This window comes from Streptomyces sp. NBRC 110611 (genome assembly GCF_001590865.1).
Classification (GTDB): Bacteria; Actinomycetota; Actinomycetes; order Streptomycetales; family Streptomycetaceae; genus Streptomyces.
This window is the reverse complement of the sequence record NZ_BBUY01000006.1, coordinates 236,747-249,615: the sequence shown is the minus strand read 5'-3', so window position 1 is coordinate 249,615 and position 12,869 is coordinate 236,747. Positions and strand designations below refer to the sequence as shown.

The window sequence follows — 12,869 nt, the reverse complement described above, 5'->3', positions numbered from 1 at the left end:
GCGGACGAGCCGTGCGGTCAGGGGCGCCGGATGACGATGTCGCCGACCCCTGTGCGGGCGTGCACCTCGACCGTCTCGTCGGAACCGCCGGGACCTTCGGCCGCACCGAGGGAGTTCCGTACGCTGCCGACTTCGGTACGCACGTCGAGCCAGGCGGCGGAGGACTCATGGATGCCGACCTCGATATCGCCGGCGGCTACCCGCAACACCACCTGACCGCGCGCCACGTCACCGATCCTGATACCGCCATTGGCGGACCTGGCGTCGACCCCGGCATGCGCGATGTCGACGGAGATGAGGCCGTTGGACGAGTTCGCCTTGAGCTCACCCGTGACCTCGCCGATCACGGTCTCGCCATTGGCGTTCTTGACCGTTGCGGCGCCCGCGATCACGTCGATGTCGATCCGGCCCGCCCCGACGACCTCCGCGTCCCCGGTCACCCGGTCCACGCGGACGGTGCCGTGACTGGTCTGCAGATCCACCGCCGCTGCCTCGTCGATCACGATGTCGCCGAGCGAGGTCTTGAATCGGCAGTCGCCGAAGCGGCCTTCGCAGGTGAAGTCCGCCATGGGCGAGCTGCCCCGGAGGTCCGAACCGGCCGGCAGCTCGATACTCACGTCCACCGAGCCGCTCTTGCCGAACAGGGAGCGCTTTTTCGGCCCCTTGACCAGCAACTTCCCGTCCGAGCAGGTGACTTTGGTCTGCTGTGCGGCCCGTACGTCGATGTCCTCGGCGTCGTCGGTCGGCAGGACTTCGACGACGGTGTCCGTGCGCTTGCTCGCGACGATCCGGGCGGAGCCCACCTCGAATTCGAGGGTGACGGAGACCGGTTCAGGGGTGTCGAATTTTGGCATGGCTGTGCCGTCCTCTTGACTGTGGAGTGCGTCCCCGCTGGTCAAGCGGGCACTGAGGGTGGATGTGTGACGTGCGTGTGTGCGAGCGGGAGGGGCCGGCTAGCGGACCCAGCCCGTATAGCCCTGCTGGCCGCGGTGGCGGCTGCGGATGGACGGCCGGCCACCGCGCTCACCGGGCTGCTCCAGAGCGGCGGCGACGGCCCGCACCAGCCAGGCGTTGACCGACAGGCCCTCCTGCCCGGCCGCCTCCTCGACCCGGGTCTTGAGGTGGGCGGGCAGACGGAAGTTGATCCGCGCCGTACCGCCCCCCTCCTCGCCCTCCGCCGGAGCCAGGGGCACGGGCGCACTGCTCGGCGCGCCCTCCCGCTCCCCGGCGTCCTCGTACACCTCCGCCACCGACGGTAGTGTCACCACGAACTCGGGATCGAGCCCCCGCAGCCGCACGTCGACCGACCCCGGCGCCAGGTCACGGGTGACCTCTCCCATGGCGGCGGACAGTGCGTTGAGCAAGGTCAGCCGGGCGGCCGACTCCAGTGGCGTGGTGAGCCGCTCGGCCAGGGCTCGGACTTCGTCCCCGCCCGTGTCCGCGGCGACCGCGAGTTCGTGCCGGAGGTTGTCGACGTAAGGCGTGAGGTCCATAACACCACTATGACATCACGGCGACGCCAACGCAAGGTGCCATGGCGCCACAATGACACCCATGGCGTCACGGCAACGGCAGCCGACCGAGCGAACGTGAACCTCGCATCACCCCGTTTTCGTCGGCGAACCCGGCATCGGAGACGGTTCGGGCGGTTCTCGGTGGTGTCTTGCCAAGACCCGGCGGGAGACGCTGAAATGCGCGTGAAATCTCGATGATGCCGACAGCATCGTGTGGGTGGGATCGGAGGCTTCGGGATGGACGGGGGATCTTCGCAGCGGCTCCGGATAGCGCTGCTCGGGCCGGTGCGGGCCTGGCGCGACGGGACGCCACTGGACCTGGGGCCGGTTCGGCGGCAGGCGGTGCTGGCCGCGCTGCTGCTCCGGCGGGGCACGCTGGTCAGTCACGAGCAGCTGCTCGCCGACGTATGGGACGCCCAGCCGCCGAGGTCCGGCCGCCGCGTACTGCCGAGCTACGTCTATCCGCTGCGGAAGGCGCTCGACGCGCACGACGCAGACGGCGCGCAGGACGCAGACGGCGCGGAAGGCGCGGAAGGCGCGGAAGGCGGAGACGACGCGGAAGGCGCCGGGCGGTCGGCGTCCCGCACGGGGACGGCCACGGGGTCGTTGATCCGCAGTGGCCCGGGCGGGTACCGCTTCGTCGGCGACCGTGTGCGGCTCGATGTGGCGGAGCTGGCCGAGCAGGTCGAGGCAGCACGGCGCGCGCGGGCATCCGGTGACCCGTCCGCCGCGCTGGACGGGCTGTCCGGGGCGCTCGCCCTCTTCCGGGGTGAGCCCCTGGCCGGGCTCCCGGGGCCGTACGCACAGGGCGAGCGGCAGCGGCTGGTCCGGCGGCAGCGGGCACCAGGCGGCCGCGCTGAACGCCTATCAGGACATGCGCGCGCGGCTGCGCGACGAACTCGGGGTCAGCCCCGGAGAGGAACTCCGCCGGGTACACCAGGCGGTGCTGCGCCGGGACGACGCGCAGCTCCTCGGCCACGCTGCGGCGCGCCCGGCCACTCCTCCGCCGCAGCCCGGGCCCCGGCCCCGGCCCCGATCACAGCCCCAGCCCCAGCCCCATCCCCAGCCGCAGCCCCGGCCTCGCCATGCGGTCAATGAACTGCCGGGCGACACCGGCCACCTCATCGGACGGGAGCCTGAACTGGCGCTGCTCACCGCGCCCCCGCCGCCCGGATCCGTCTCCATCGTCGCGGTGGACGGCACCGCCGGGGTCGGCAAGACCGCACTCGTCGTCCACGCGGCCCGCGCGCTCCGCGCCCACCACCCGGACGGCTGCCTGTTCGTGGACCTGCGGACGCACGGCACGGACCGGCAGCGGCTCGCACCGCAGCGAGTGCTGCGGCGGCTGCTGCGCTCGGTCGGCGCGGCCGACAGCCAGGTGCCCGACGACCTCGACGAGCTCACCGCGGCATGGCGGGCCGCGACCAGCGCACTGCGTCTGCTCCTCGTCCTGGACGATGTGCCCGGCGCGCGGCAGGTCCGGCCGCTGCTGCCGGCCGGGCCGGGCAGCACGGTGCTGGTGGCCGGCCGGCGACGGCTGGCCGGACTGGACGCCGTCCGGCGCGTCACCCTGGAGCCCCTGCCGACCGGCGAGGGGCTGTCCCTGCTCAGGCACATCGTGGGAGAGGAGCGCGCGGACCGGGAGCCGGAGGCGACGCGTACGCTCGTCCGGCTGTGCGACGGGCTGCCGCTGGCGCTGCGCATCACCGGAGCACGGCTGCAGACCCGTCCCGCTTGGACGCTGGCGTACCTGGTGGAGCGGATGGCGGGCGACGAGCGGCGGCTCGGCGAGCTGAGTGCCGGGGACCGCAGCGTGGAGACGGCCTTCCGCCTCTCGTACGAACAGCTCACGCCGGAGCAGCAGCTCGGGTTCCGCACCCTGGGCCTGTCGCCGACGGTCGAGTTCGACCCGCTGACCTCGGCGGCCATGCTGGGGTGGCCGGTCCGCGACACCGAGCGGATCCTGGAGAGCCTGGTCGACGCGAGTCTGTTGCAGCAACCCCGGCCGGGCCGCTACCGGTTGCACGACCTGGTGCGGGTGCACGCACGACGGCTCGCGGAAGCCGTGCCCGCCGAAGCCGGCGCGGTCCGCACCGCAGCACTCCGCCTCTACCTGGACGCGGCCCGGACCGCCGGCGATGTGGGCGCGGGCGGATTCCCCACCGGGCCGCAGCCCGCCGGGTCCCGGCCCACCGGGCCGCAGTCCGCCGGGTCCCCGTCCGCCGCAGCGCCGTTCACGGACTGGGAGAACGCGGATGGCTGGCTGGACTCGGCCGGCGGGGAACTCGTCGACGTCGTCGGGTACGCCGCAGCGCTCGGCGAGGCCGACTACGCGTGCTGGATCGCCGAGGCCCTGAGCGACTACTTCACCCGGCAGAGCCGTTACCACGAGTGCCGCACGGCCCTGGAGACCGCGCTCGCGCATGCGGACCAGGCCACCGACGGCCGGATGGCCGCCGCGCTGCGGAACTGCATGGGCCTCAACGACCTCTACCAGGGCCGCCACCCCTTCGGGCGCACCTGGTTCACCGAGGCACTGCACCTCAGCCGCCGCCGCGCGGACCAGGGCGAAGAGGCGCGGGCCCTGGCCGGCCTCGGAGCCGCCGACCTCAACCTGGGCCGCGCCGAGTCGGCCGTTCCCTCGCTGACCACGGCGGTGGAGCTGGCCCAGCGGTCCGACGACAACTGGCTCGCCGCGGCCGGGCTCTGCACACTCGGCATCGTCCATCACACGCAAGGGCACGGCGAGCAGGCGCTGGCCCGCCTCTCCGAGGCGCTCGTCCACGCCGAGAAGAACGGCCGACCTCGCATGATCAGCAGGGTCCTGGCCTGCGCCGGCGACGTCCACCTCGGCCTCGGTCGGTACGGTGAAGCTGGCCCCCTGTACCGCCAGGCGGCCGACCTGGCCCAGCGGGTCGGGGACGTCCTCATGCACGCGCTCATCCTGACCCGGCTGGGCACGGCCGAGGAGGGCGGCGGAAACCTGCGCGCCGCCGAAGCCCTCCACCGCCAGGCCCTCTCCCGGCAGCAGGCGCTCTCCCCGGTCACGGAACCCCATCGCGACCGGCTGGAGATGCACATTCGCTGCCGGCTGGGCCGCACCTACGCCACGGCCGGCCGCTTCACCGAAGCGCGGGAGCAGTTCCGGACCGCGCTCGCCCTGCCCGGAGCCGATGAGCACCCCCAGGAACACGCGCTGGCGGTCGCGGGACTCAGGGAGTGCGAGGACGGCGGACTCCGCTGACGGTGAACTCCGGTCGGGTGCGGTCGTGCCGGCCCAGGAGGAGGAACGCGGCCAGGCCGCCGGCCAGGGCGATGGCTCCCGCGGTGAGGAAGACGGCGTGCAGGGCATCGGCGTACGCCGTCCGCGAGGTGGGGGCGGTGGCGGCGGCGTGCTGGTGGAAGACGGTGCCCAGCAGGGCTATGCCGAGAGCCAGGCCCAGTTGGCGGGCGCTGTTGGCCGCGGCGGCGGCCGTGCCGGTGTGGGTGGCGGGTGCGGAGGCCATGGCGGTGGCGGGGAGGACGGGTGAGACCAGCCCCGCGCCGAGGCCGGTGAGCACGAGGCCGGGGAGGAGGGCCGGCCAGGAGGAGGCGGGAGCGAGGGCGAGGAAGGAGAAGTTGCCGAGCGCGACGACGAGGGTGCCGCCGCCCAGGGACCAGCGGGCGGGCATGCGGTGCAGGGCGCTGCCGACGAGCGCGGAGGTGGCGAAGAAGGCGGCGGGTTGGACGGTGATGACCAGCGAGGTCTCCAAGGAGCTGAGGCCGGCCGCGTCGTGGAGCCAGAGGGCGAGAACGGGCAGGAAGCCGAAGGCGGAGAAGTAGTAGACGCCCGCGGCGATGAGCATGCCGTTGACGGCGGGCTTGCGGAAGAGGGAGAGGGGGAGCATGGGGTGGGCGATCGCCCGCTCGATGAGGAGGAAGGCCGCGAGGAGGACGGCGGCCAGGGTGAAGGCGAGCAGGGTCGCGGGGGACGACCAGGTGCTCTCGCCGCCCTGGATGACGGCGAAGGTGAGGCTGAGCGCGGCCAGGGTGAAGGTGGCGATACCCCACCAGTCGATGGGGGTGGGGCTGCCGGCGTCGCGGGCGAGCACCTTGACGGAGAGGGCGAGCGTGGCGACGCACAGCGGGACCGCGCCGAAGAAGATCCACTGCCAGGAGAGGAAGCGCGTGAGGATCCCGCCGGCGACGTTTCCCGCACAGCCCGCGGCACCGGCGACCGCGCCCCAGATGGCGAACGCCTTGGGCCGGTCACGGCCGGTGTAGGTGAGGCCGATCAACGGCAGCAGCGTGGCGAACATGGCGGCGCCGGCGACCCCTTGGACCGCCCGGGCCGCGATGAGCACCTGGACGTCGGGCGCCAGACCGCACACGAGGGTGGCGGCCGTGAAGAAGGCCAGGCCGAGGACGTAGAGGCGCTTGCGGCCCAGGCTGTCGCCGAGCGAGCCCATGCCGAGGAGCAGACCGGCGAGCGCGAGGGTATAGACGTCGACGATCCACTGGAGCGAGCCGAAACCGGCGTGGAGGCCGTCCGCCATGCTCGGCAGCGCCACGGTCACGATCGTCGCGTAGACCAGCAGCATGAAGGTGCCCAGGCAAGTGGCCACCAGCGGAAGCCACTTACGGAGGCCCGGTAATGACCCCTTGCTTACGTCCTTCGCCCTGCCCTCTCTGCCACTCCCGCTGTTGCTCTTGCACTGGCTCTTGATCCTGTTCAGGCCCTTGTCCATGGCCTCAGCCTGCTGTAATGGTCTTATGCAGCTGAACCCTTACGGGGAAGACCTGGTCCGGTTTGTGGTGGAGCTCACCAACACCCCGCCGGTCGACGTCCCCGAGCTCGTCGAGCGGTGCCTGGCCGCGGGGATGGCGATCGACCGGCCCGTTACGGAGGAAGACCTCACCCAGGTGCTGAGGTTCGTACGGCGATGGGCCGAGGTAGTGGACGCCCCTACGGACGCACGGCGCGCCGAGCTGCTCAATGTGCTGCTCGCCGAGGCTTCCACCTACCCCCGGCTCACGGACCACGCCGACGGCGGCTGGCACATCCACTACCGGGAGGACGGGATCGGGCTGGGCGGCGTCCTGAGGGCGATCGGTGCCGTGGGCACGGCGCTGCATCTGACCGGGCTGGGGATGCACCGCCTGGGACGGTGCGCGCTGGCCGAATGCGGCAACGCGTACGCCGACTTCAGCCGGGCAGGCCGCCAGCGCTACTGCTCACCCGGCTGCGCCAACCGCGATGCGGTGCGCCGGCACCGGGCCCGCCGCGCGGGCCGGGCCACGTCGGCGGATCCGGGCGGGGAAGCGCCGGTCAGCGGTGGGTGAGTGATCCCAGCCAGTCGAGCAGGAGGCGGTTGACCTCTTCGGGGCGTTCCTGCTGGACCCAGTGGCCGCAGCCGTCGAGGACGTGGGAGCCGGACAGGGCGGGGAGGGTGGCCGGGAACGCCTTGATGGCGTCCGCCAACCAGGCGGTGGGCGCGTCGAGTTCGCCGCCGATGAAGAGGGCGGGCTGAGTGATCGGGGCGCCGTGCCAGGCGGCCAGGTCGGCCCAGTCGCGGTCGACGTTGCGGTAGCGGTTGAGGCCACCGGTCAGGCCGGTCCGCTCGAACTCGCTCGCGTAGAAGTCGAGGTCGGCATCGGTGAGCCAGGGGAACGGGCCGGTGTCGGCCGGGAAGCGGTCGGAGAGCTTGCCGCCCGGAGGGACGGTCAGGACGGGGGCAGCGCCGCGCGCGCCGCCCGTGACCGACGCGGCCCTGGTCTCGCCCGCGAGTCCGGCGTAGACGCCCGCGAGCCAGCCCCGGACGTCCGGTTCGATCTCCGCCTCGGCCCGGCCCGGCTCCTGGAAATAGTTGATGTAGAACTCCTCCGCACCGCCGAGTTGCCGGAAGACCTCGGTGGGCCGCAGGGGGCCGCCCGGGGGTGAGTAGGGCACGCTCAGCAGCGCCACGGCGGTGAACAGGTCGGGACGCAGCAGCGCCGAATGGGCGGCGATCGGCGCGCCCCAGTCGTGGCCCACGATGGTCGCGGTCTCCTCGCCGAGGGCGCGCAACACCCCGACGTTGTCACCGACATGGGCCAGCATCCCGTAGGCCGTGATGTCGCGGGGCTTCGACGAGCGGCCGTAGCCGCGGACGTCGATGGCGACCGCCCGGTAACCGGCGGCGGCGAGCGCGGGGAGCTGGTAGCGCCAGGAGTACCAGGACTCGGGGAAGCCGTGGACCATGAGGACGAGCGGTCCGGTGCCCTGCTCCACCAGATGGATACGGCCGCCGGGGACCTCCACCGTGCGGTGGGTGGCATCCGGCAGCGGGTCCTGAGGCCGCTGCTGGGGCGGTGGTGTGACGGGCGACGACTGCGGCATGCGTCCTCCGAAAGGTGTGAGACGGCCCGGGAGGGCGGCCGGGGCGGCTGCGAGTGACGATCACCCCCGTGCGGGGGTCATCACCCCGTGCGAGTGATCATCACCCCGCTCGCTGCCCCGGCGCCCGTTCCGGCCTTTCCCCCTTACAAACGCACGCTCTTCCTCGGTTGTTCCTTCGCCCCCGTCAACAGTCCGTGCAGTGTGGCGAATTCGTCGACGCACTTGGCGGTGCCGTTGACCACACAGTCCAGGGGCTCGTCGGCGACGGACACGGGCACACCCATCTCCTGGCGCAGCCGCCGGTCCAGGCCGCGCAGCAGCGCGCCGCCTCCGGTGAGCGCGATACCGCGCTCGATGATGTCGCCGGACAGCTCCGGGGGGCACTCGTCGAGGGTGCGGTGGACGGCCTGGACGATCGCCTCGACCGGTTCGGCGAGGGCCTCGCGGACCTCTTCCTCGGTGACCTCCTGGATCCGGGGCAGGCCGTTGACGTGGTCGCGGCCGCGGACGGTGTAGGAGCCGGGGCGTTCCGGTTCGCCGTCCTCGTCGACGTCCACGGGGGTCCAGGCCGCCGAGCCGATGGCGATCTTGATGTCCTCGGCGGTGCGTTCACCGATGGCCAGGGAGTGCTTCTTCTTGACGTAGCCAGAGATGGCGGCGTCCATGGCGTCACCGGCGACCCGTACGGACTGGGAGGTGACCAGGCCGCCCATGGAGACGACGGCGACCTCGGTCGTACCGCCGCCGATGTCCACCACCATGCAGCCGACCGGTTCGTCCACCGGGAGGCCCGCGCCGATCGCGGCGGCCATCGGCTCCTCGATCAGGTGCACCTCGCGGGCTCCGGCGCCCCGGGCGGAGTCGATGACCGCGCGCCGTTCGACACCGGTGATCCCGGAGGGGACGCAGATGACCACTCTCGGCTTGCTGAACCGGCGGCTGGGCAGGGCCTTCTTCATCAGGGCGCGCAGCATCTGCTCGGCGGCCTCGAAGTCGGCGATCACGCCCTCCCTCAGGGGGCGCATCGCGGTGATCCCGGACGGCGTGCGGCCGATGGTCCGTTTGGCCTCCAGGCCCACGGCGACGACGTCACCGGAGGCGTTGACGGCGACGACGGACGGCTCGTTCAGCACCACACCCTTGCCACGGGCGTACACCAGGGTGTTGGCGGTGCCGAGGTCGATGCCTATGTCGTACGTACCGGACGAAGTGCTGGACGCCATGGGGAGTTCGTGTGCTCTCTCGCGACGGGGTGGGATTGCCGCAGAAATCCCCATCGGGCACCAATGGGGTTCAATGCGGGCAATTAATAAGACTACTGGGGGCGCGAGATGGTTCCCGGCTTCGCGCCGTTGTGTGCCCCCGGCTTATACGGCATCCCGTACGCCCAACCTATGCGGTATCCCGTACGCCGGCTCACGCGACATCCCGTACCCCCGGTTGGCCAGGATCGCCCGGGTCGCCAGGATCGCCCGGCTCGCCCGACAGTGCCTCCGCCAGTTCGTCGAGCGCGTCGAGCAGCAGATCGGAGGCGCGCAGCGCGACCCCCTGGTTCTCCTCCGCCGCGTCCCACCGTTCCCATACGGTGCGCAGCGCGCTCCAGTCCAGGTCGCCCCCGTCGCGTACGGCCTGCACGGCGCGCTCCAGGGACGGGCGCAGCTCGCCGGCGAACGCGGCGGCGCCGATGACCGGTTCGGCGTTCCGGTCGGGTAGGTGGGCCTCCATGATCATGGTGACCCGGCCCATCGTGGCCAGCGCGGCGCTGGCCGCCTTCGCCGCACCGAGCGACAGGCCGCGGTGCCGTACAGGCTCCTTCTCGGCACGGGCCTCGCTCTCCTCCCAGGCCACACGGGCCGCCCGGGTATCCAGCAGGGCCTCCCGGACCTGCCGCGGACGGCCCTCGGCGGGACGGGCATAGCGGTCCAGCACGGCCAGTGCGTACTGCCCGTTGGCCGCCAGCCACTCGGCGAGGCGGTCGCGCAGCCGGGGCGTCTCCCAGGCGGGGAACAGCGCGTACGACAGCATCGCGAGCAGTCCGCCGACGAGGGTGAGCACGATGCGTTCCGCGACGGTCTGTTCCCAGCCCGCCCCCGCGATGCCCAGCAGGAAGACGACGTACGCGGTCACACAGGCCGACGTCACCGCGAAGCCGGTGCGCATCAGCAGGTACATCAGCCAGACGCAGACCACGGCGAGCACGGCGCTGGCGTACGCGCCGGGGTGCGCCAGCGCCATCAGAGTGCCCCCGATGGCGACGCCGACGAGCGTGCCGCTGAAACGGGCCACGCCCCGGGAGTACGTCTGGGCGAAATCGGGGCGCATCACCATCACGGAGGCGAGCGGTGCCCAGTAGCCGTGTCCGAACGGCATCCCCGTGCCGAGCAGATAGCCGACCGCGGCGACCACCGCGACCCGCACCGCGTGCCGGAAGACGTGCGAGGACCAGCGGGTCTCGCGCCGCAGGGCACGCAGCGCGACCGGTACCAGCCTGGGCACGCTGGGGCGCAGCAGATGACTGCCCTCTTCCCGCCCGCCCCGCCCTCGTTCCGCCTCGGTGGTGGGGCGGGTGGCCCGGACCGGCTCGTCGGTGAACTCGACGGCGTCGGCGAGCAGCGAGATCAGCCGGTAGGCCGAGCGGCGGGCGGCGCCGTTCAGCATCGGCCCGGTGGCCGGAACTTCCAGGGTGGCCATCGCCTCCGGGGGCAGCCGTACCGGCTTGGCGTGCCGTACGGCGTGGGCGACGGCGTCCAGGACGGTCGCCGCGGCGGCCAGCAGCGCGCGGGCGCGGTCGCGTTCGGGGCCGTCCGCGGGAGCGCCGACGACCGGGTCGGCGAGCGAGGCGAGGACCGGCCGGACACGTTCGGCGAGGCCTCGGGGGCCGTGCAGCTGAACGGGCCGGTGCCGGGCCTGACGCGGTGTCACCGTGGCGGCGATCCGGGCGTCCATCAGGGGCACCGGGTCGAAGGGGGCGACGGGGTTGTGCCGCAGCCGGCGGGCGTAGTCGGCCTCGGCGGCCAGGGCGTCGGCGAGCGCATCGCGCTGGATGCCCCAGGGGCGGACCGGGAAGACGACGATGAGCGTGGCCTGGACGACGCCGCCGAAGAAAATCAGGGCGGCGTGCTCCAGCGCGCCCGGAACCGAGGTCGGGAGGGTGACGGTGACCAGCATCATCGCCACGGTCTGGGTGCCGGCCAGGCCGGAGACCGGGCCGATCGCCCAGGCCATCCCGGCCATCAGGGTCCAGCCGGTGAGCAGCAGGACGAAGACGACGACATGGGCGGCGGCCAGGTAGCCGAGGAAGGTGGAGACCGCCAGGGCACCGGCGACCGCCAGCGCCAGCACCGGACGGGGCCGCATACTGCGCTGGAAGGTGACGAGGCCGGAGGAGAACGCGCCGAAGGCGGAGGAGACCGCGAGCGTCGCGTCACCGAACCACAGGCAGAGCCCGATGACGATCGCGACGCCGGCCGTGCCGCGCACCGCGATGAGCGGGGTGAGCTTGGTCCGCTCGATGGCCAGCCCGGAGCGGGCGGCTTCTCTCAGCGCACGCGACCAGGTCATAGCCAGAGGATACGGGGCGGAGGCGGGCGTTCCGGGGCGGCCGTACGTGCGTCTCCCCGGCACCCTGTCTCCGGCTCCCACTGGGAAAATCCCGGTAAACCCGCCTTCCTCCGTACGTAAACCCCCCAGGTCACCGAGGAGACGTCCGGATTCCGGACGGTCGGTGCGAGCAATCCGACACCCCGGGAGCGAAACCCCGGCCCGTCCCGGCCCCCTCTGACGGATCGGCCGGGACAGCACAGCTCCCGGCCGGCCGGAAGGCGGCCGGTGAGTCCGCCGTGTTCGGTGTGTCGGCAAGGAGAAGGCCCGTGCGCAAAGCCCTGTTCCGTTCGGTGACCGGGCTGGTCACCCTCACCGTGCTCGCCGCCACCGCGGGCTGCGGCACCGCCGCCTCCCATGCCTCCTCCCACGCCTCCTCCCCCGTACGGTTCGGCGACGGCGGGGGGCCGGGCGGCGCGCTGCACGCCACGGCGCCCGGGAAGCAGCCACTGGTGCGGTGGCCCACCCACCCGATCACCTTCACCGAACAGCGCCGGGTCGGCGGGGACGGCGGGAACACCCCGATCGGCGTGACCACCCTGCACGGCCCGAAGTCGGGCTTCACCGGCAAGGTGTGGGTGTGGGCGCCGCCGGAGTACTACGAGAAGCGCAACGCGGACAAGGGCTTCCCGGTGATGCTGGCGCTGCCCGGCTCCTACGGCTACCCCGTCAACTACTGGATCGGCGCCGACCTCAAGCTGGAGGAGAACCTCGCGCAGTGGTCCAGGAACGGCACCAGCCTGCCGTTCATCGTCGTCATGCCGGTGCTCAACCCCGATGACCGGCAGTACTACGACGGCAGCGACATACCCGGCCAGCCGAAGATCGGCACCTGGCTCAGCCGGGACGTGCCCGACCTCGTACGGCAGAACTTCCGCACCCTCGGGACCCGCGATGCCTGGGCCATCATGGGCTCCTCCTCGGGCGGTTTCGCGGCGCTGAAGAACGCGCTGCAGAACCCGGGAACGTTCAAGGTGGCGATCCCCAACGGGCCGGACATCGTGCCCGACTCGCCGCTGTGGAACGGCCACGCCGCGGCGGAGCGCGCGAACAACCCGGAGGTACTGGCCCGTCGGCTGGCCGCACGCGGCGGCCCCGAGGTCGACCTCGCCTTCCAGGACGGGTCCCAGGAGTACACGGTGCTGCCGAAGGTGCGGAAGTTCATCGCGCGGTACGGGCACGGGCCGGTGCACACCCGGCTGCAGATCGTGCCGGGCGGCACGCACAGCGCGGCGACGTATGTGAAGGGTATGAGCGAGGGCACCATGCGCTGGGTCAGCGCACACATGCAGGGGCCGACCACGTGACAGCGGCGGCCACCTGACAGCGGCGGCGGCCGGTCCCGCCGCTCCCCCGCCGGCAGGGGCGGCGGCCGTGATGGCCGTCAGGGCCGTATC

Annotated in this window: 9 protein-coding genes and 1 pseudogene; 4 read left to right on the top strand and 6 right to left on the bottom strand. The window is 72.5% G+C overall.

From position 1 onward, the window contains the following. Positions 1-17 precede the first annotated feature (17 nt). Together AZE13_RS16710 and AZE13_RS16705 are read right to left on the bottom strand one after the other, a co-directional pair. Positions 18-854 (bottom strand): DUF4097 family beta strand repeat-containing protein, encoded by an 837-nt coding sequence (locus tag AZE13_RS16710; protein WP_066931800.1) that lies wholly within the window; start codon positions 852-854, stop codon positions 18-20. A gap of 99 nt (positions 855-953) precedes the next feature. Beyond that, a complete protein-coding gene (locus tag AZE13_RS16705; RefSeq protein WP_066931798.1) occupies positions 954-1,493 on the bottom strand; it encodes a histidine kinase in 540 nt (179 codons plus the stop codon). Positions 1,494-1,751: 258 nt separating this feature from the next. Here AZE13_RS16705 and AZE13_RS38160 point away from each other — a divergent pair. Beyond that, positions 1,752-2,288: pseudogene (locus tag AZE13_RS38160) on the top strand (AfsR/SARP family transcriptional regulator); the annotation flags it as partial. Beyond that, entirely contained in the window at positions 2,176-4,758 is a 2,583-nt protein-coding gene (locus AZE13_RS16700; RefSeq protein ID WP_309302198.1) for an ATP-binding protein, read from the top strand. The pseudogene AZE13_RS38160 and the gene AZE13_RS16700, both read left to right, overlap by 113 nt. On the opposite strand, the gene AZE13_RS16695 is transcribed toward AZE13_RS16700, so the two are convergent. Further along, entirely contained in the window at positions 4,727-6,118 is a 1,392-nt protein-coding gene (locus AZE13_RS16695) for an MFS transporter (protein ID WP_258527839.1), read from the bottom strand. The genes AZE13_RS16700 and AZE13_RS16695 overlap by 32 nt on opposite strands. Positions 6,119-6,266: 148 nt before the next feature. On the opposite strand from AZE13_RS16695, the gene AZE13_RS16690 reads away from it, so the two are divergent. Then, positions 6,267-6,836, top strand: a complete 570-nt coding sequence (locus tag AZE13_RS16690; protein WP_066931796.1) for a CGNR zinc finger domain-containing protein — start codon at positions 6,267-6,269, stop codon at positions 6,834-6,836. Here the strand turns inward: AZE13_RS16690 and AZE13_RS16685 are convergent. The 3 genes from AZE13_RS16685 to AZE13_RS16675 form a co-directional block, all read right to left on the bottom strand. Continuing rightward, positions 6,823-7,872, bottom strand: a complete 1,050-nt coding sequence (locus AZE13_RS16685; RefSeq protein ID WP_066931794.1) for an alpha/beta fold hydrolase — start codon at positions 7,870-7,872, stop codon at positions 6,823-6,825. The genes AZE13_RS16690 and AZE13_RS16685 overlap by 14 nt on opposite strands. A gap of 143 nt (positions 7,873-8,015) precedes the next feature. Continuing rightward, positions 8,016-9,095, bottom strand: coding sequence for a rod shape-determining protein (locus AZE13_RS16680; protein ID WP_066931792.1), 1,080 nt, complete (start codon positions 9,093-9,095; stop codon positions 8,016-8,018). 193 nt (positions 9,096-9,288) lie between these two features. Further along, positions 9,289-11,433: an FUSC family protein gene (locus AZE13_RS16675; RefSeq protein ID WP_066931790.1), complete on the bottom strand. Its 2,145-nt coding sequence runs from the start codon at positions 11,431-11,433 to the stop codon at positions 9,289-9,291. A 308-nt stretch (positions 11,434-11,741) separates the two neighbouring features. On the opposite strand from AZE13_RS16675, the gene AZE13_RS16670 reads away from it, so the two are divergent. After that, entirely contained in the window at positions 11,742-12,779 is a 1,038-nt protein-coding gene (locus AZE13_RS16670; RefSeq protein WP_066931788.1) for an alpha/beta hydrolase, read from the top strand. The last annotated feature ends 90 nt before the right edge of the window (positions 12,780-12,869 follow it).

What these genes read in the sequence shown, in the direction of transcription:
- AZE13_RS16685 (WP_066931794.1), bottom strand. Translation starts at nt 7,872, where the DNA reads ATGCCGCAGTCGTCGCCCGTCACACCACCGCCCCAGCAGCGGCCTCAG.
- AZE13_RS16705 (WP_066931798.1), bottom strand. Translation starts at nt 1,493, where the DNA reads ATGGACCTCACGCCTTACGTCGACAACCTCCGGCACGAACTCGCGGTC.
- AZE13_RS16690 (WP_066931796.1), top strand. Translation starts at nt 6,267, where the DNA reads ATGCAGCTGAACCCTTACGGGGAAGACCTGGTCCGGTTTGTGGTGGAG.
- AZE13_RS16680 (WP_066931792.1), bottom strand. Translation starts at nt 9,095, where the DNA reads ATGGCGTCCAGCACTTCGTCCGGTACGTACGACATAGGCATCGACCTC.
- AZE13_RS16710 (WP_066931800.1), bottom strand. Translation starts at nt 854, where the DNA reads ATGCCAAAATTCGACACCCCTGAACCGGTCTCCGTCACCCTCGAATTC.
- AZE13_RS16675 (WP_066931790.1), bottom strand. Translation starts at nt 11,433, where the DNA reads ATGACCTGGTCGCGTGCGCTGAGAGAAGCCGCCCGCTCCGGGCTGGCC.
- AZE13_RS16700 (WP_309302198.1), top strand. Translation starts at nt 2,176, where the DNA reads ATGTGGCGGAGCTGGCCGAGCAGGTCGAGGCAGCACGGCGCGCGCGGG.